Here is a 17,515-nt window from a genome sequence, read left to right on the forward strand (position 1 = left end):
CGAGCTCACCACGACGCCCCGAGCCGCTCGGCGAGCGCCCCGGCGCCGGGGCCACGGACCAGGCGGCCGGGTTCGAGCCGGACGGCGGGCACCAGCGCGACCAGCCCGTCGGGCGACCGCTCGGGCACCGCGAGCTCGAGCACCCGTCGTCGGCCGTCGGGGCCCCGCCCGAGGTGCACGACCACGTCGAGCGCCGCCGCGAGCTGGCTGTGGGCGGCGTCGCGGGGCAGCCCGGCCGCGAGCGCGAGCGCCTCGACCCGGGCGGGCACGTCGGAGGCGGAGTTGGCGTGGAGCGTGCCGCAGCCGCCCGCGTGACCGGTGTTGAGGGCCGCGAGGAGGTCGACGACCTCCGCACCCCGCACCTCGCCGACGACCAACCGGTCCGGCCGCATCCGCAGCGCCTGGCGCACCAGCACCTGGAGGGACACGGCACCGGCACCCTCGATGTTGGCGGGCCGCGCCTCGAGCGCCACCACGTGCGGGTGGTCGGGCCGCAGCTCGCTGGCGTCCTCGACGAGGACGATCCGCTCGCCACGGGCGACCAGCGAGAGCAGGGCCGAGAGCACCGACGTCTTGCCGGTGCCGGTGCCGCCCGTGACGAGGAACGCGCACCGGGCGTCGACCACCTCCTCGAGCAGCAGCGCTCCTTCGTCCGGGAGCGCGCCGGCCGTGACCAGCTCGGGCAGGGTCCAGACGCGGCCGCGCGGCACCCGCAGCGACAGCGCGGTGCCGGACCGCGCGACCGGGGCGAGCACCGCATGGAACCGCGTGCCGTCGGCGAGCCGGACGTCGACGTGGGGCGTCGCGTCGTCGAGGCGACGCCCGGCACTCGCGGCCAGGCGCTGGGCGAGCCGGCGCACCGCGGCGTCGTCGGGGAACGACACGGCGGCACGCTCGAGGCCCCGACCGCGGTCGACCCAGACCTCCTCGGGCCCGTTGACGAGGACGTCGGTGACGTCGGGCAGGCGCACCAGCTCCTCCAGCGGACCGGCCCCGAGGACGTCGCGCCGGAGCAGGTCGTGGACGGCCAGCACCGTGGCGTCGCCCACCGGCGAACCGCCGGCACGCAGCGCCTCCGCCACGCGGTGCGGCGTCAGCTCGCCCGCGGTCCCGGCCAGCCGGCGCCGGACGTCGTCGAGGACCGCAGCCGGCACCTGCGCGCTCACGCGGCCGCGCCCAGCAGGTCGCGCGCGGCGCGAGCCAGCGGCCCGCGTCGCGTCAGCGGGCCCAGCCCCCGGTCGACGGCCTCCGCCACACCACGCTGGTCGGCGAGCGCGGCCACGACCGGTAGCCCGGCGACCCGTTCGACGTCGGCGTCGGACAGCCCGCCCGGGCGCACGACCAGCCCCGCCCTGCCCTCCCGGCCCAGCCCGGCCACGAGGCGCGCCGTGGCCGCGACGGCCGGCACCGTCGCCGGGGCGACGACGAGGAGCTCGTCGCAGCGGTCCACCAGCTCGCCGAGCGACGCCGACTGGCGCGCCAGGTCGAGCACGACGAGGTCGTGGCCGCGGGTCGCCGACGGCAGCACCCGGCGGACGGTGGGCACGTCGAGGTGGCGCCGGAGCCCCGACCACGTCAGCACCCCGAGGCCGCACCGGCGTGGCACGCCCTCACGGAGCTCACGCGCCCCCAGCCGCCCCGAGGTCTCCGCGAGGCCCTCCCAGCGCACGCCCGCCTCGTCCTCCATGCCGACCAGCCGGTCGAGGCCCGGGCCGAGCGGGTCGGCGTCGACGAGCAGGGTCGACGCCCGCTCGGACCACCACTGGGCGAGCGCACAGGCCAGCGTCGTGCTGCCGCAGCCGCCGACGCCGCCGACCACCCCGACGACGCGGCCCGGTGCGTCGCGCTCCCCGACGTCGGCGACGAGGTCGACCAGCCAGTGCGGCTCCCGTTCGAGGTCGACCACCGATGCAGCACCGAGCCGGACCGCGGCGCGGAAGGCACCGTCGCCGGGCGGGTGACCGACGACGTGCACCCCCGTGCGGCGCGCCGGGGCGAGGTCGGCCAGCGCGGCGGCCAGGTCGGCGCCGACCAGCACCAGATCGGCCTGCGCCCACGAGGTGAGGGCGAGCGCGGGGTCGTGGCAGGTGCGGGCCCCGACGCCGGCAGCGGCGCAGAGCGGGACGACGAGGTCGTGGACGGCGGCGGAGGCGGTGATCACGAGGACGGGCATGACGACGAGGGTCGACCGGAGGACCGACGGTCGGCACCGGTCCGCTCCGCAGCCTGTGGACGACCGCTCCGGAGCGTCGCCTGTGGACGCCCGATGGCCCGATCTCCGAGCCCCGCGGCCCCTACGATGGCGTCATGACCCGCCCCACCGCGGCCTTCTTCGACCTCGACAAGACGATCATCGCCAAGTCGAGCACGCTGGCCTTCAGCCGCGAGTTCCAGGCGGGCGGACTGATCTCGCGACGCGCGATGCTGCGCTCGGCGTACGCCCAGTTCGTCTTCTTCACCGGCGGTGCCGACCACGACCAGATGGACAAGATGCGCGAGTTCATGTCGCAGCTGTGCGCCGGCTGGGACGTCGCCACCGTCCGCGACATCGTGCACGAGACGCTCAACACGATCGTCGAGCCGCTCGTCTACGACGAGGCGGTCACCCTCTTCGAGGAGCACCGCGCGGCGGGTCGCGACATCGTCATCGTGTCGGCGAGCGGGGCCGAGGTCGTCGAGCCGATCGGCGAGATGCTCGGTGCGGACCGGGTCGTCGCGACCCGGATGGAGATCGCCGACGGGCGCTACACCGGCAACATCGACTACTACGCCTACGCCGAGGAGAAGGCGCGGGCGATCCAGCAGCTCGCCGACAGCGTCGGCTACGACCTGTCGGCCAGCTATGCCTACAGCGACTCGATCACCGACGTGCACATGCTCGAGGTCGTCGGGCACCCCTTCGCCGTCAACCCCGACAAGGAGCTGCGCAAGGTCGCCGCGGCGAAGGACTGGCCGGTGCTCAGCTTCGTGCGCCCGGTCGCGCTGCGCCGCCGCATCCCGGTGCCGCCGGCGCGACCGACGCTCGCGGCGCTCGCCGTCGGCGGGGCCGTCGCGGCCGGCGGCGTGGTGTGGGCGAACCGTCGCCGGCGCGGCCACGACGCCTGAGCCGGACGCACCGGCACCGGTCAAAGTCAACCCTTGAAGGTGCCGCCGGGCAGGGCTAGAACTGGAACCAGAACTCCACAGCAGCACGTGTGCCGGGTACCCACGCGGCGATCCACCCATCCGATGGGGTGCTGGCCATTCGGGAACTGCCCGAGGCAGCGATTGCGAAGAGCACGCTTGGTAGCCACGGCCTCACGTGTCAGCGGCGGCACCCGGTCCACGTGAACGGGTGCCGCTCGCATGCCCGGCCCCGGCGCTGCCTCAGCCGACGCGCAGCGGTGAGGCCTCGGCGCCCGCCGCGAAGGCCTCGGCGCCGTAGAGCGCCCACGCATGGACGCCCGACGGACCGCCGTCGCTGTAGGCCCGCAGGTTCGACTCGTACGCCGCGCGGAGCGCGAGGTGCCCGGCCTCGGGCACCACGAGGGACTTCGGGTCCACGCCCCGCGACACCAGCACCAGGCGCTCCAGCGCGCGGGCGACGATCCCGTTGTGGGACGCGAACGGCGCGGCCGTCGCCACGTCGGCGTGGGCGACCGCGGCGACGAGGAGCGCCGGGGCCGACGTCCCGGAGAGGAGGAGCTCGGAGACCCCGCGCAGCCGGTCGGCCGACGCGGCGTCCCGCGGGCGGCCGAGCTGGTCGGCCGGCAGGGACGCGCCACCCACCACGGCGTGCAGCCGGGCGATCGCCTGCAGCGGCGCGGTCTTCAGCAGCGGCGCCAGCGCCAGCATCGACGCGGAGAGCCGGACGGCGTCGGTGGCGATCTCGTCACCCTCACCCGCGCGGACCTCGTCCAGCGAGGACGCGGAGCCCTCGAGCACGGCGCTCGCGTGGGCGCCGCGCAGCAGCGACTCGGCCGTCATCTCCGGTGAGGTGCGGCGCAGCCCGCGGTCGCGCAGCATCACGTCGATCCCGTCGCGGGTGCCGGCGTAGGCCGACGGGACCCCCTCGAGTTCGGTGAGCCAGGCGAGCGGGTCGGTCATGGGGAGGACGGTAGCCGGGCCGCGACGCGGTGACGTGGCCGGTCAGTCCGACGGGAGCAGCGAGATCTTCTGCCAGATCTTGCGCGACATCCCCGTCGTGAGGGTCTCCAGGTCGCTGACGGTCGTGAGGACGACGGCGTCGCGTGACTCCTCGGCGCACAGCGCCGCCGTCTTGCCGACCAGCGAGAGCACCTCGGAGCAGTAGTCGAGGTAGTGCTCCATCTCGCTGCGGGTGAGGTCGGTCCGCACGGACGCGTCGGTGCGGACGTAGTCGGACCGGAGTCGCTCCGGGTCCTTGGTCAGCTGGTGCATGTCCACGACGTGCGCCAGCGAGCGGAGCCGGTGGAGCAGGTCGAGCAGGTGCCCGCGCTCGAGCCGCTGGGGCAGTGCGTAGAGGAACCAGAGCGCGAGTCCGGCGAACACCAGGTCATTGATCGTCGACTCGATCAGCGGCACCCACTCGAAGGTCCGGTCGGGGCCGGACGTCACCGCGTCACGGAAGGCCAGCACGAACACGGCCGCGCTCGCCACCAGCACGACCGCTGCTGCCAGTCGCGAGCCGAGCCGGACCCAGCGCAGCCGGTCGCGGACCGCTGCGGAGGCATCGGCGACGTCCGCGGTCAGCACGCCGAGCTCCTGGACGACGGACACGAGCCCGCGCTCGGGGAAGCGGGCACGCACGCGGGCCTCGAGCCTCGCGACGGTCTCCCGCACCGGGGCCGCGTCGAGTCGGTCGAACGACGTCACGCGGCCAGCGTAGGGGTGGGAACACCAACCCCGCGGGATACGGTGAGCACGATGACCGACCAGCAGCCCGAGAGCCCCGCCACCGTCGACCGCGCCCGGTCCTTCGGCCCCGTCGCCGACGCCTACGACCGGGGTCGGCCGACCTACCCGGCGGAGGCCGCGGCGTGGCTGGTCGGCGGGGAGGCCAAGGTGGTCCTCGAGCTGGCCGCCGGCACCGGCAAGCTCACCCGCGAGCTGGTCGACCAGGGGCACGCGGTCTTCGCCACCGAGCCCGACGAGGAGATGCTGGCCGTCCTGCGCGAGCGGGTGCCGGAGGTGAGCACGAAGGTCGCGACGGCCGAGGAGATCCCGGCCAACGACCGGTCGGTCGACGTGGTCGTGGTCGCGCAGGCGTTCCACTGGTTCGACCCCGAGCGGGCGCTGCCCGAGATCGCGCGGGTCCTCAAGCCCGGCGGCCACCTCGCCCTGGTCTGGAACAGTCGCGACGAGCGGATCCCGTGGGTGCGCCGGATGGGCGACATCCTCGGGCGCCAGGACCTCGACACCTCCTCCTCCGAGCACGTCGTGCACAGCGACCTGTTCGGCTTCGTGGAGGAGCAGTCGTTCAAGCACTGGCAGGAGATCGACCGCGAGTCGATCCTCGACATGGCGCGCTCGCGGTCGAGCTTCGCGGTGATGGACGAGGACGCCCGCGCGGCCCACCTCGCCGACGTGCTGGCCTTCTACGACGACTACGGGCGGGGCATGGACGGCATGCGCGTCCCCTACCGGACCCGCTGCTACCGCGCGGTGGTCGTCGACCGCGACGGACCCGGCCCCGCCACCGACGACCCCGAGCCGGAGGGCCCGGTCGTCAGTGACGGGACCGACACCGACATGCTGCTCATCGACTTCCGCTGAGGACCGCAACAAACGGCGCGGTGCGTGCGTCCCACCTCCGCACGCACCCATCGATCTCGGGAGACACCATGCGTCGTACGACGTCACTGACCGCCGCCGGCCTGCTCGGCCTCGCCCTCGCCGCAGTCCCGACCACCGGCGCCACCGCGGCCGGCGAGACCTGCCACGGGGTGCCCGCGACCATCGTCGGGACGCCGAGCGCGACCCTGACCGGGACCGAGGGCGCCGACGTGATCGTGACGAACGGGGCCAACGGCGTCGAGGCGCTCGGCGGCGACGACCTCGTCTGCGTCACCGGTGCGACGGACCCCGAGGGCACCCGCGGGGTGGACGTCGACGCCGGGCCGGGTGACGACGTCGTCGACGGCACCGCAGCTCCCGGCTGGGGCGTGCAGGGCAACCTCGGCACCGGGGCCGACACGTTCACCGGCGGAGCCGCAGGCGACTACGTCTCCGCGGGCGCCTACGACGCCTCCTACCGGCACGTCGACGACGAGCGCGACGTGCTGTCCGGCGGCGGCGGTCGCGACTCCTTCACCACCGGACAGGACGGCCGCTTCAACACCGACGTCGTCGACCTCGGCTCCGGCGACGACTACGTCTCCTACGGCGGCACGCCCGCCGCCGGGGGCTCGGTGACGGGCGGCGCCGGTGGCGACGACACGCTGGGACTCATGACGTCCGCCCGCACGCTCGGCCTCGACAACCGGGCCGGGGTGCTGACCCAGGACGGCGCCCAGGTCCTCAGCTGGACCGGCGTGGAGTCGTTCTCGATCTGGTCTGCCCGCGACGCCCGGGTCGACGTGTCGTTCACCGGCACCGACGCCGACGAGCGGCTCGCCCTCTCGACCGGCAGCGGCGTCGTCACGGCGTCCATGGGAGGAGGTGACGACCAGGTGCTCACCGGCGCGCGGCTGCTGACCGGCAGCACGGTCGACGCGGCGACCGGCCGGGACTCCCTCTACGTCGTCGATCGTGACGCCAGCGTGGCGCTCGACCTGGCCAAGCAGCGTCTCGGCGCCACGGACTCCGCCTCCGGCACCCAGGTGGCGACCGTGCGCGGCGTCGAGGACGCCGAGGCGCACGCCCGCACGGTGGTGCTGAAGGGGACCGGCGCGCGCAACGTGCTCGGCCTGACCGCCTGCCGCGGCACCGTGGTGGGTCGCGGCGGAGCCGACCAGATGGGTCGCGTCTACGAGGGCTGGGGCGAGACCCGCCCCGAGTGCCGCGAGGAGCGCTACACCCTCGATGGCGGCGCCGGCGCCGACACGCTCGAGGGCTACAGCGGCCGGGACCGGCTCAACGGCGGCACCGGCAACGACGTGATGCTCGGCAAGGGTGACGCCGACCGGCTGGTCGGGGGCCCGGGCCGCGACCGGGCCGACGGCGGCAAGGGTCGCCCGGACACCTGCCGCGCCGAGGTCCGTGCACGCTCCTGCGAGCGCTGAGCCGCCGCCACCCGCCAGCGACCCAACCACCAGCACCAGCCACACGGGAGAGACACGTGCGACGTACGACGACGATCATCGCGACCGGGCTGCTCGGAGCCGTCCTGCTCGTGCCCGCCACCGGCTCCACCGCCGCCGCCGTGCCGACCTGCCAAGGTGAGGCCGCCACGCTCGTCGGCACGAAGGAGACCCTCGTCGGCACGAAGGGACGCGACGTCATCGTCACCGGCAAGGCCTTCCAGGTGAAGGCCCGAGGCGGTGACGACCTCATCTGCGTCGTCCCCCGCAGGACCGGCATCAACGTGCTCTACATCGAGGCGGGGAGCGGCGACGACGTCGTCGACACCACGTCGGCGACGCTCAACGGCTACTACGTCGACACCCACCTGGGGGGCGGGTCGGACACCCTCGAGGGCGGTCGCGGTGGCGACTGGGTCGAGACCGGGGACGCCACCGGTGACACCTCGGAGGTCGACGTGGTCCGCACGGGCGCTGGCGACGACAGGGTCACGACGTCGGGCGGGGCCGACGTGGTCGACCTCGGTCCGGGCAACGACGACCTGACCCTCGACGGCCCCGGCACGTCCGCAGGGGGCACGCTCGAGGGCGGCGACGGCTACGACACCTTCACCAAGCCCGTCGGCGCGTCCGGCGAGCACGCCTTCGACCTGGCCGCCGGCACGTTCCGCTCGCCGACCGGCGCGGCCGACTTCCCCTCGTTCGAGAGCCTCACGGTCGAGGCCGGTGGTGCGGCCGTCGCGATCACCGGCACCGAGGGTGACGACTACGTCACCGTCACGAGCGACGGGACCGAGCCCTCGACGGTGGTCGCCGACCTCGGCGACGGCGACGACGACCTCCTGCTCGACGGGAGCAGGCTCGGCGCAGCCAGCAGGATCGACCTGGGCTCCGGCGCGGACCGGCTCGTGGCGGCCCGCAGGTCGGGACACCTGGCCCTCGACCTCACGAGCGGGACGCTCGAGATCGGACGCACGACCTTCTCGGCCGGCGGCGTCGAGGACGCCTTCGCGATGGCGCGCCGCGTCGAGATCACCGGCGACGCCCAGGACAACAGCCTCTCCGCGTTCGCCTGCCGGGCGGCCATCGTCGGGAGAGGTGGCGACGACGAGCTGATCTGGCAGGGCGACTACATCTTCGAGTCGTACTCCTTCGGGTGCCGGCCGAGCGCCGTCCTGCGGGGCGGGGCCGGCGACGACTCCTTCTACGGCAGCCGGGGCGACGACCGGATCCTCGGCGGCGCCGGGGACGACCTCGCTCGCGGCGGTGCGGGGCGCGACCGGTGCGTCGCGGAACGCAAGCAGGCCTGCGAGCGCTGAGCGGGGCTACCCTCCCCGCATGGCGTGGAGGTGGCGGCGTACGTCGCTTGGCGGAGAGGCCGACCGAGCGGCCTTCCGCACGCTCCACAACGCCTCGCTCGCCAGCCCCGCGCTGCGCGAGGGTCTGACCGTCGCGAGCGCCGAGCGCTCCGTCAAGCACCTGCGGGCACTGCTCGACACCCCCGCCGCGGGACTGGGTGACACCAGCGGCCTGCTCGCGTGGGACGGCCTCGGCACCCACCACCGCAGCCAGCTGCCGGCGACGATCGCCCAGGTCGCCGAGACCGGCCGCACGATGATCGTCGACGAGCGCACGCTGCGCTGCGACGACGGCGGCTGCCAGGTGCGGCAGGCGGTCGTGAGCCCGCTCGTCGTCGAGGACACCCTCGTCGGCGCGCTGGTGGTCGGGGCGCCGCACACGACCGGCGGACTCGTCCGCGCCGCCGACGAGGTCGCCTCCTGGGTCAGCGGCCAGCTCGAGCTCGCCGAGCTCGACGCGTCGCGCACCCGGCTGATGGAGGCCGAGGTGCGGGCGCTGCGGGCGCAGATCAGCCCGCACTTCATCTACAACTCGCTCGGCGCCATCGCCAGCTTCGTGCGCACCGACCCCGACCGCGCCCGCGAGCTGCTGCTGGAGTTCGCCGACTTCACCCGCTACTCCTTCCGCCGCCACGGCGAGTACACGACGCTCGCCGAGGAGCTGCGCTCGGTCGAGCGCTACCTGCTGCTCGAGCAGGCGCGCTTCGGCGATCGGCTCCAGGTGACCCTCCAGGTGGCGCCCGAGGTGCTGCCGGTCGCAGTGCCGTTCCTGTGCATCCAGCCGCTCGTCGAGAACGCCGTGCGCCACGGCCTCGAGGCCAGCGCGGACAAGGACGACGGGGTCGGCCGGCTGTCGATCACCGCGCGCGACCTCGACCAGGAGTGCGTCATCGAGGTGGAGGACGACGGCACCGGCGAGGACCCCGAGCGGGTACGCCGAGCGCTCGCGGGCGACGCGTCGATGGACTCGGTCGGGCTCGGCAACGTCGACGCGAGGCTGCGCAACGCCTACGGCGACGACTACGGTCTGGTGGTCGAGACCGCACCCGGCGCCGGCACCAGGGTCGTCGTACGGGTGCCGAAGTTCGCCCCGGGGGTCCAGGTATGACGTCCTTGAGAGTCCTCGTCATCGACGACGAGCGCCCCGCGCTCGACGAGCTCACCTACCTGCTCGGCCGCGACCCGCGCATCGGTGAGGTCCGCGGCACCGACTCCGCGACCGAGGCGCTGCGGGTGCTGCAGGCCGAGGAGGTCGACGCGGTCTTCCTCGACATCCAGATGCCCGGCCTCACCGGGCTCGACCTCGCGCAGGTGCTGTCCCGCTTCCGCACCCCGCCGCCGATCGTCTTCGTCACCGCCCACGAGGAGCACGCGGTCGCCGCCTTCGAGCTGCGCGCGGTCGACTACGTCCTCAAGCCGGTCCGCGAGGAGCGGCTGGCCGAGGCCGTGCGCCGCGTCGTCGAGACCGGTGCCCCGGCACCGTCGGGCGACGTGCAGATCCCGGTCGAGCGCGGCGGCGTCACCCGCTTCGTCAACCGCTCCGACATCACCCACGTCGAGGCGCAGGGCGACTACGCCCGGCTGCACACCGCCGAGGGCTCCCACCTCGTACGGACCCCGCTCACCTCGCTCGCCGAGCAGTGGGCCGACGCCGGCTTCGTCCGGATCCACCGCTCGGTGCTGGTCGCGCTCCCCCACGTCGAGGAGGTGCGCAGCGAGGCCGGTCGGGTCAGCGTGGTCGTCGGCGGCGTCGAGCTGCTGGTCAGCCGGCGCCACACCCGCGACCTGCGCTCGGTGCTGACGAGGAAGGGCACGTGAGCCAGCCGCCCCCGCCGCGCGTACGCGTCACCGGGCCGCCGCGGCGCCGCGCCCACGTGGTCCGCACCCCGCGCGCCTCCGAGATCGACGCGGAGACCGAGCTCGGCGAGGTCTTCATGCGCTCGCTGCTGCGCGAGCAGCTCGCCCTGGCCCTGCGGGTGCTGCTGGCGCTCGGGTTGACGGTCGGCGTGCTGCCGCTGCTGTTCCACCTCTTCCCCGCCCTCGACGACGCGCGGATCGGGCAGATGCCGCTGGCCTGGGCGCTGCTCGGCGTCCTGGCCTACCCGTGGCTGGTGGTGCTCGGCTGGTGGTACGTCCGGCGCTCGGAGTCCAACGAGCGTGACTTCGCCGAGCTCGTCGGCGCGGTCCTCCCGGACGAGGACTGACGCATGGGCACCGACGTCGTGCCGGGCGTGATCGCCGTGGTGCTGGTCTCGCTCGCCACCCTCGTGATCGGCACGTGGGGCCTGCGGATCTCGCGCACCACCAGCGACTTCTTCGTCGCCTCGCGCACCGTCCGCCCGCGGCTCAACGCGAGTGCGATCGGCGGGGAGTACCTGTCCGCGGCGTCGTTCCTCGGCGTCGCCGGGCTGCTGCTCACCTTCGGCGCCGAGATGCTCTGGTACCCGGTCGGCTGGACCGCCGGCTACCTCGTCCTGCTGGTGCTCGTCGCCGCTCCCCTGCGCCGCTCGGGCGCCTACACGCTGCCCGACTTCGCCGAGGCGCGGCTGGGCTCGCGCGGCGTGCGCAAGCTGTGCTCGGTGCTGGTCGTCGGGATCGGCTGGCTCTACCTGCTGCCGCAGTTCCAGGGTGCCGGCGTCACCCTGCGGGCCACCATCGGGGCGCCGCCGTGGGTGGGGTCGCTCGTCGTCGCGCTCGTGGTGCTGGCGTCGGTGAGCCCGGGCGGGATGCGCTCGATCACCTTCGTCCAGGCCTTCCAGTTCTGGCTCAAGCTCACGGCCCTCCTGGTGCCGGTGTGCGTGCTGCTCGCGGTCTGGGCGACCGACGGCGCGGCAGACCCGACCACCTCTGCACCGACGTCGTGGTCGGTGCCGCTGGCGTCCCCCGGCGACGGCATCGGGCTCTACACGACGTACTCCCTGATCGTGGCGACGTTCCTCGGCACGATGGGGCTGCCCCACGTGGTCGTGCGGTTCTACACCAACCCCGACGGGCGAGCGGCGCGCCGGACGACGCTCGCGGTGCTCGGCCTGCTCGGCATCTTCTACGTCCTGCCACCGGTCTACGCCGCGCTCGGCCGGATCTACGCCCCCGACCTCGTCGCGGGCCGCTCCGACGTGCTGGTGCTGGAGCTCCCCGGCCTGATGCTCGACGGACCGGTCGCGGCCGTGCTCACCGGGCTGCTCACCGCCGGCGCGTTCGCCGCGTTCCTCTCGACCAGCTCGGGCCTCACCATCGCGGTCGCCGGCGTGCTGTCGCAGGACGTCACCGGGCGGCGGTGGGGCTCGTTCCGCCTCGGCGGGGTCGCGGCATTCCGCGTGGCGGCCGCGCTGGCGGTCGTCGTGCCGCTGGCGATTTCCCTGCCCGCCCAGGACGTCGCGGTCGCGCGGACCGTCGGCCTCGCCTTCGCGGTCACCGCCTCGACCTTCGCGCCGCTGCTGATGCTCGGCATCTGGTGGCGCGGCCTCACCCCGGCCGGCGCGGTCGCGGGCCTGCTCGTCGGCGGGCTCGGGTCGGGCACCGCCGTCGCCTGGACGCTCTCGACGTCCTCGGCCTCCGGCTGGACCGCCGCCCTCCTCGGCCAGCCGGCTGCCTGGTCGGTCCCCGCCTCGTTCCTCGCCATGGTCGTGGTCTCCCGGCTGACCCGCGCCTCGGTGCCGGCGCACGCCGGCCGGTTCATGGTGCGTCTGCACACGCCCGAGGCGGTCGACCTCCAGCGGTGAGCTGACCACAGCAGGCAGTTCGCGTGCCGCTCCGGCGGGCCCACGCTCAGCGGGCGCACGCGCCGCCGAACTGCCTACTTTGCTCGCACCCGCACCTCGTTGCCGTCGGGGTCGGCCAGCTCGACCTCGTCGCCGTGCCGCGCGACGACCGACGCGCCGAGGGAGACCAGCCGGTCGACGTCGGTGGCGAGGTCGTCGACGGCGAGCTCGAGGTACATCCGGTCCGGCCGGTGCTTGGGGTTGAGCGGCTCCCCGCCCCAGGCGATCTTGAACCCGCCGCCCGGAGCCGAGACCGCGGTCTCGCCGTCCTCGTCGTGCACCAGCGGCCAGCCGAGGGCGCGGCTCCAGAAGACACCGAGGTCGCGGGTGCCGTCGGCGGCGAGCTCGCCCAGGAAACCGGTGCCGGCGAGCCAGTTGTTGCCCTCGGGGATGACGCAGAACTCGTCCCCGCCCGGGTCGGCGAGCACGACGTGCGGCTCGTCGGGCAGCTGGCCGACGTCGCGGTGGGTCGCGCCGAGGGCGAGCGCGCGCTCGACCGTCTCCCGCTGGGTGCGGTCGTTGCTGGTCAGGTGGAGGTGGAGCGGGTTGAGCCCCTGCCTCCGCTCGTCGGTCGCGACGAACCTCAGCGCGACCGGCGCACGGTCGCCGTCTCGCCCGAGCAGGTCGCCCCAGAAGCGGGCGACCGCGTCGGGGTCGGAGGTCCGGACGACGAGGGCGAGCAGGGGCGTGGCCACCCGGGCACCGTAGGCACGTCGCCCGGCGCGCGGCCACCGGTTTGGCGCACCGGAACGGTGAGGAGCCCCGACCGCGCGGCGGTCGGGGCTCCTCGGAAGCGCTGCGTCAGGCGACGCGGACGTTCTCGGCCTGCGGGCCCTTGGGGCCGGCGGTGACGTCGAACTCGACCTTCTGGTTCTCGTCGAGCGACTTGTAGCCGTTGGACTGGATCGCGGAGTAGTGGACGAACACGTCCTCGCCGCCGCCGTCCTGGGCGATGAAGCCGAAGCCCTTGCCGGCGTTGAACCACTTGACGGTGCCCTGAGCCATGATCTTTTCCCTTGTTCGGTTCCGACGGACGACGTGCCCGACCGGGCGCTGAAGACATCCAGCTGAGCTGATGTCCAGCGAACCGAAGACCAGGAGCATGAGAGACACGAGCCGCACCGGGTGGGCGGCCAGGACGACGGAGCCCCTCACGCCAGGTGGTAGATCTCCGCCCCCCCGGCGTCGTCGACCAGCGCGATCTGGGCGTACTCCGCGAAGCCGGTGCCGCCGGAGAAGGACACCCGCAGCAGACTGAGGTGGTCGGCCGACCACCACGGCCCGCTCCGGTCGACCTCCAGGCCGGCGAGGACCTCGGGGACGGCGGCGCCCTCCGGCGCCTCGAGCCGGCCCAGGACGATCTCGGGGCGGAAGTTGCGGCGGTCGAGGTAGAAGCGGTGCAGCGCGGCCACCTCGAGGACGTTGCGGTAGATCTCGCGCAGTGCGTCGACGTCGCCCTCGAGCTCGGCGGTCACGGTGTGCGGCGCGGCCTCGGACACGACGACCTTGCTGACCCGCAGCACCGGGGCGTGCCAGCCGGCGGCCGCCTCCTCGAGCTCGGCTGCCAGCTCGCCCGCGACGTCGGCGGTGACGTTGCCGAACTTGGCGATCTTGACGAACACCGACTCCGGTGCGGCGGGCACGAACGACACGAGCGGCGCGGGCGGCGCCTCGGGACGGCGGCGCCAGCGACCCAGCAGCCCGCGGCCTGCCTCCTCCGGCACCGGCGGCGCCGACGCTGCGACGAGGCTGGGGACGACGTCGAGCACGGTCGCCCGGATCGCGTCCTCGGGCACGGCCACCACCGCGTGGAGCTGCATCGTCGACCCCCTCGACAAGCCTCGGGTCCGCACTCGTCCGCGCGCACCTCTGTCCCCACCCATCGGCCGCCGCCGCAGCGACCTGAGGGGTTCAGCCCCGCAGGAGCAGCGCCGCGTCGCCGAACTCGTGCCACAGGTAGCCCTCCGCGACCGCCGCGTCGTACGCCGCCTGCGTCAGGCGCTCGCCCGCGACCGACTCGACGAGGAGGAGGTGGGAGGCCATCGGGTCGTGCCAGCCGGTCACCAGGCCGTCGACCACGCGGGGCGGCTGGGCGGGCGTGACCACGCGTGACGTCCAGCCCCGACTGGCGACGACGTGGCGTCCGAGCACCGCCGACTCGACGGCCCGTGTCGCGGTGGTGCCGACGGCGACGACCCGGCCGCCCGCCTCACGGGCGGCGTTGATGGTCCGGGCACTGCCGGGCGACACCTCGAACCACTCCGGACCCGGCGCCTCGCCAGCCTCCTGCGACGAGACGCCGGTGTGCAGCAGGACCGGCGCGAAGGCGACCCCCGCGGTGACCAGCCGGGTGACCAGGGCGTCGGTGAACGGCCGGCCGGCCGAGGCCATCTCCGCGCTGCCGGGGTGGCGGCCGAAGACGGTCTGGTAGGCCTCGAGCGGGTAGCGGCGGTCGAGGTAGCCGTAGGCGATCGGGCGTCCGTTCCACGCCAGCTGCCGCTCGAGGTCGCCGCGTACCCCGGCACGCCAGAGCCGGTTGCCGGACCCGGTCGGCGAGGAGGCGCGACCCGGCCACGGGTCGCGCAGCACCAGGCGTACGTCACCGACGTGCACCACGTCGCCGGGTCCCGCGCCGAGCAGCGCCCGTGCGGCGTCCGGTGCGCTGCGCAGCTCGACGACCCGGTCGCCGTCGCCGAGGTCGTGGGCGACGTGCACGACGACGGGAGCGCCGTCGAGGACCGCGTCGACCTCGGCGTTGACGGTCGCCGAGGTGTTGACCACCAGGACGTCGCCGGCGTGCAGGTGGTCCGCGATGTCGCGGAAGCGGGTGTGGGTCAGGCCGTCCGGGGTGCCGACGAGCAGGCGCACCTCGTCGCGCTCCAGCCCGCGCTCCTCGGCGGGCTGCGGCGCGAAGGTCGACGCGGCGAAGTGGGTGCGAGGCGTCTCGTCGAGAACGGTCATCGGACCTCCTCCGCGCGGTAGCGCCCGGACGCGGGACGCTCGGCGAGCAGCGCGAGGAGGCGCGGCACCACCGACTCGGGCAGGGGCCGGTCGGAGATGTCCTCGCCCGGGAACGCGTCCTGGTGCATGGCGGTCCGCATGTCGCCCGGGTCCACGGCGTACGCCGTGAGCCCGGTCTCGGCGGCGTAGGTCAGCGTGACGTGGTCGAGCGCCGCCTTGCTGGCGCCGTAGAGGCCCCAGGTCTCGTAGTGGTGCACCGCCGCGTCGGAGCTGATCGAGACCAGCACGCCGTCCGCGGCGCGCAGCAGCGGCAGCAGCGCCGACGTCAGGACGAGCGGGCCGCCGATGTTGGTGCGCCAGACCTGCTGCAGGTCCGCGACGTCCACCTCCGCGAGCGGTCGCATCGGCAGCGGCCCGAGCGTGCTGGCGTTGTGCACGAGCAGGTCGAGCCGCCCGTGCGCCTCGACGGCCGCCACCAGCGCGGCGCGGTGGTCCGCGTCGGTGACGTCGCCGACGACGACGTCCACCCCCTCGGGCAGCTCCGCGTCGGCGAACCTCTCCCCGCTGCGGCCGTCGGTGACGACCCGCCACCCTTCGGCGACGAGTGCCCTGGTCAGAGCCAGTCCCAGACCGGTTGATCCCCCGGTGACGAGGGCCACTGGTGCTGTCGTTGTCGTGTCCATGACGCTATCGTTCAAGTTGAAGTGAACTTAAGTTCAAGGGGTGAACATGGATCCGCGTGACCTGCTGCCGATGGGCGAGATCTCACGACGCAGCGGCTTCGCCGCGTCGGCGATCCGCTACTACGAGGCCGAGGGGCTCATCGAGGCGCACCGCTCCCCCGGTGGCCAGCGCCAGTTCGAGCGCAGCGTGCTGCGCCGGCTCGCGTTCGTCCGCGCGGCGTCCAACGTCGGGCTGAGCATCGAGGAGATCCGCGACGAGCTCGGCCGACTGCCCGGCAACCGCACGCCGACCAAGGCCGACTGGCACCGCATCTCCCGGCACTGGGGGCGGCGCCTCGACGAGCAGATCGCCGCGCTGCAGCGGCTCAAGAGCGGGCTCGACGGCTGCATCGGGTGCGGCTGCCTCAGCCTGCGCTCGTGCGCCTTCTCCAACCCCGGCGACGTCGTCGGCGAGCGTGGCCCCGGCGCCGGGCTGCTGCCCGACACCCTCCGCCGTCCGCACCCGACCCGGGCGTCCCTCAGGACACCTCCGCCGCGCTGAACAGCGTCAGCTGCATCCCGTCCGGGGCCGCCACGCGCGCGTTGCGGTCGCCCCACGGCGTGATCGCCGCCGGCGCCACCTCGGTCGCGCCGGCCCGCACCAGCGCGGCGGCCGTCGCCTCGGCGTCGCCGACCCGCAGCGCGAACCGCACCGGCCCGGAGACCCGGCGACCGACCTCGACGTCGTCGACCATCGCGGCCTGGGCGCCGTCGAAGAGCTCGAGGGTGGCGCGACCCGCGTCGAGCAGCAGCACCCGCCCCTGGTCGCTGCTCCAGTCCTCGAGCTGTGGCAGCCCGAGGGCGTCGCGGTAGAGGGCGACGGCGGCGTCGAAGTCGTCGACGGTGAGGGCGATCCTGAGCTCGGTCACATCGGTCATGGGGCCATCGTCGCGGCTCAGGTGCACCTGAGGTCAAGGCCCTCGCGCCCCGCTCAGCCCACCCGGACCTTCGGCGTCCAGGCCCGCCGCAGGAAGCCGGCCTGCAGGGCGTTGTCCTCCCAGACGTACGCGTCGTCGCGGCTCCACGTCTTGAAGCTGAGCCGGACCCAGCGCGGGTCGCCGAGGCAGTCGGTCGGCACGGTGATGGTGGCGACGTCGCGCTGGTAGTCGATCGCCGAGGACCCCTCGCAGCGACCGCCGCGCTGCCAGACGGTCACCCGGCCCTGCCGGTGGGCGCGGCCGGCGACCATGTCGAAGGACGCCCCGAGGTCGTCGGTCCGGATGTCGCCGAAGACGCTGAACATCCCGCCCCGCTCCGGCGGCACGAAGATGTCGTCGAACCGCAGCCGGAGCACCACCCGCGACCGGCTGTGCCGCACGACGACGCTGCGCAGGTCGGCGTTGGCCCGCGTCGGCGCTGCCGTGTAGTCGTCGCCGTCGCCCGACAGGGTCAGCCTCCAGACGTCGTGGGCGGGGTCGGTGCCGCGCCAGGTCGCGGCGGCGGCCGGCGCGAGCGGTGCGACCAGCGCGAGGAGGACGGGTCCGAGCACGAGGGCGATCAGGCGGCGCATGACA

At 74.4% G+C, this 17,515-nt stretch carries 20 protein-coding genes; 9 read left to right on the plus strand and 11 right to left on the minus strand.

Features of this window, described 5'->3' with window-relative positions; all coding sequences use genetic code 11:
* Positions 1 to 5: 5 nt before the first annotated feature.
* Entirely contained in the window at positions 6 to 1,166 is a 1,161-nt protein-coding gene (locus tag KDN32_RS19025; RefSeq protein ID WP_211733813.1) for a TadA family conjugal transfer-associated ATPase, read from the minus strand.
* Entirely contained in the window at positions 1,163 to 2,173 is a 1,011-nt protein-coding gene (gene ssd / locus KDN32_RS19030) for a septum site-determining protein Ssd (RefSeq protein WP_211733816.1), read from the minus strand. The genes KDN32_RS19025 and ssd overlap by 4 nt, the downstream gene beginning before the upstream one ends.
* Positions 2,174 to 2,307: 134 nt before the next feature.
* On the opposite strand from ssd, the gene KDN32_RS19035 reads away from it, so the two are divergent.
* Positions 2,308 to 3,105: an HAD family hydrolase gene (locus tag KDN32_RS19035; RefSeq protein WP_211733817.1), complete on the plus strand. Its 798-nt coding sequence runs from the start codon at positions 2,308 to 2,310 to the stop codon at positions 3,103 to 3,105.
* Positions 3,106 to 3,366: 261 nt separating this feature from the next.
* Here KDN32_RS19035 and KDN32_RS19040 read toward each other — a convergent pair whose 3' ends face one another.
* The gene (locus KDN32_RS19040) at positions 3,367 to 4,086 is read right to left on the minus strand and encodes a Fic family protein (RefSeq protein ID WP_211733820.1); all 720 of its coding nucleotides are present in this window, start codon (positions 4,084 to 4,086) and stop codon (positions 3,367 to 3,369) included.
* 42 nt (positions 4,087 to 4,128) lie between these two features.
* A complete protein-coding gene (locus KDN32_RS19045; protein WP_211733822.1) occupies positions 4,129 to 4,833 on the minus strand; it encodes a hypothetical protein in 705 nt (234 codons plus the stop codon).
* A 51-nt stretch (positions 4,834 to 4,884) separates the two neighbouring features.
* Here KDN32_RS19045 and KDN32_RS19050 point away from each other — a divergent pair, with 51 nt between their 5' ends.
* The 7 genes from KDN32_RS19050 (at position 4,885) to KDN32_RS19080 (ending at position 12,279) form a co-directional block, all read left to right on the plus strand.
* Positions 4,885 to 5,733 (plus strand): class I SAM-dependent methyltransferase, encoded by an 849-nt coding sequence (locus KDN32_RS19050; protein ID WP_211733824.1) that lies wholly within the window; start codon positions 4,885 to 4,887, stop codon positions 5,731 to 5,733.
* 68 nt (positions 5,734 to 5,801) lie between these two features.
* Entirely contained in the window at positions 5,802 to 7,181 is a 1,380-nt protein-coding gene (locus KDN32_RS19055; protein ID WP_211733826.1) for a hypothetical protein, read from the plus strand.
* Positions 7,182 to 7,237: 56 nt separating this feature from the next.
* The gene (locus KDN32_RS19060) at positions 7,238 to 8,518 is read left to right on the plus strand and encodes a hypothetical protein (protein ID WP_211733828.1); all 1,281 of its coding nucleotides are present in this window, start codon (positions 7,238 to 7,240) and stop codon (positions 8,516 to 8,518) included.
* Positions 8,519 to 8,537: 19 nt separating this feature from the next.
* Entirely contained in the window at positions 8,538 to 9,665 is a 1,128-nt protein-coding gene (locus tag KDN32_RS19065; protein ID WP_211733830.1) for a sensor histidine kinase, read from the plus strand.
* Positions 9,662 to 10,375, plus strand: coding sequence for a LytR/AlgR family response regulator transcription factor (locus KDN32_RS19070; RefSeq protein WP_211733832.1), 714 nt, complete (start codon positions 9,662 to 9,664; stop codon positions 10,373 to 10,375). Before KDN32_RS19065 ends, KDN32_RS19070 begins: the two co-directional genes overlap by 4 nt.
* Positions 10,372 to 10,761 carry a hypothetical protein gene (locus KDN32_RS19075; protein WP_211733833.1) on the plus strand — a complete coding sequence of 130 codons (390 nt, stop codon included), beginning with the start codon at positions 10,372 to 10,374 and terminating at the stop codon, positions 10,759 to 10,761. The genes KDN32_RS19070 and KDN32_RS19075 overlap by 4 nt, the downstream gene beginning before the upstream one ends.
* A gap of 3 nt (positions 10,762 to 10,764) precedes the next feature.
* Complete coding sequence (locus KDN32_RS19080) at positions 10,765 to 12,279, plus strand: sodium/solute symporter (RefSeq protein WP_211733835.1); 1,515 nt, start codon at positions 10,765 to 10,767, stop codon at positions 12,277 to 12,279.
* A 74-nt stretch (positions 12,280 to 12,353) separates the two neighbouring features.
* On the opposite strand, the gene KDN32_RS19085 is transcribed toward KDN32_RS19080, so the two are convergent.
* The 5 genes from KDN32_RS19085 to KDN32_RS19105 form a co-directional block, all read right to left on the minus strand.
* A complete protein-coding gene (locus KDN32_RS19085) occupies positions 12,354 to 13,013 on the minus strand; it encodes a VOC family protein (protein WP_211733837.1) in 660 nt (219 codons plus the stop codon).
* A gap of 106 nt (positions 13,014 to 13,119) precedes the next feature.
* On the minus strand, positions 13,120 to 13,323 hold the full coding sequence (locus KDN32_RS19090) for a cold-shock protein (RefSeq protein WP_211733840.1): 204 nt from the start codon (positions 13,321 to 13,323) through the stop codon (positions 13,120 to 13,122).
* 146 nt (positions 13,324 to 13,469) lie between these two features.
* Positions 13,470 to 14,138 carry a 2'-5' RNA ligase family protein gene (locus tag KDN32_RS19095; RefSeq protein ID WP_211733842.1) on the minus strand — a complete coding sequence of 223 codons (669 nt, stop codon included), beginning with the start codon at positions 14,136 to 14,138 and terminating at the stop codon, positions 13,470 to 13,472.
* Positions 14,139 to 14,229: 91 nt separating this feature from the next.
* Entirely contained in the window at positions 14,230 to 15,279 is a 1,050-nt protein-coding gene (locus KDN32_RS19100) for an S-adenosylmethionine:tRNA ribosyltransferase-isomerase (protein WP_211733844.1), read from the minus strand.
* On the minus strand, positions 15,276 to 15,962 hold the full coding sequence (locus KDN32_RS19105) for an SDR family oxidoreductase (protein WP_211733846.1): 687 nt from the start codon (positions 15,960 to 15,962) through the stop codon (positions 15,276 to 15,278). The genes KDN32_RS19100 and KDN32_RS19105 overlap by 4 nt, the downstream gene beginning before the upstream one ends.
* A 46-nt stretch (positions 15,963 to 16,008) precedes the next feature.
* Here KDN32_RS19105 and soxR point away from each other — a divergent pair, with 46 nt between their 5' ends.
* On the plus strand, positions 16,009 to 16,503 hold the full coding sequence (soxR, locus tag KDN32_RS19110) for a redox-sensitive transcriptional activator SoxR (protein WP_211733848.1): 495 nt from the start codon (positions 16,009 to 16,011) through the stop codon (positions 16,501 to 16,503).
* Here the strand turns inward: soxR and KDN32_RS19115 are convergent.
* Positions 16,481 to 16,879 carry a VOC family protein gene (locus KDN32_RS19115; protein WP_211733850.1) on the minus strand — a complete coding sequence of 133 codons (399 nt, stop codon included), beginning with the start codon at positions 16,877 to 16,879 and terminating at the stop codon, positions 16,481 to 16,483. The two genes, soxR and KDN32_RS19115, sit on opposite strands and share 23 nt — an antisense overlap.
* 53 nt (positions 16,880 to 16,932) lie before the next feature.
* On the minus strand, positions 16,933 to 17,511 hold the full coding sequence (locus KDN32_RS19120) for a hypothetical protein (RefSeq protein ID WP_211733852.1): 579 nt from the start codon (positions 17,509 to 17,511) through the stop codon (positions 16,933 to 16,935).
* Positions 17,512 to 17,515: the final 4 nt, after the last annotated feature.

It is taken from the genome of Nocardioides palaemonis (assembly GCF_018275325.1).
Taxonomy (GTDB): Bacteria; Actinomycetota; Actinomycetes; order Propionibacteriales; family Nocardioidaceae; genus Nocardioides; species Nocardioides palaemonis.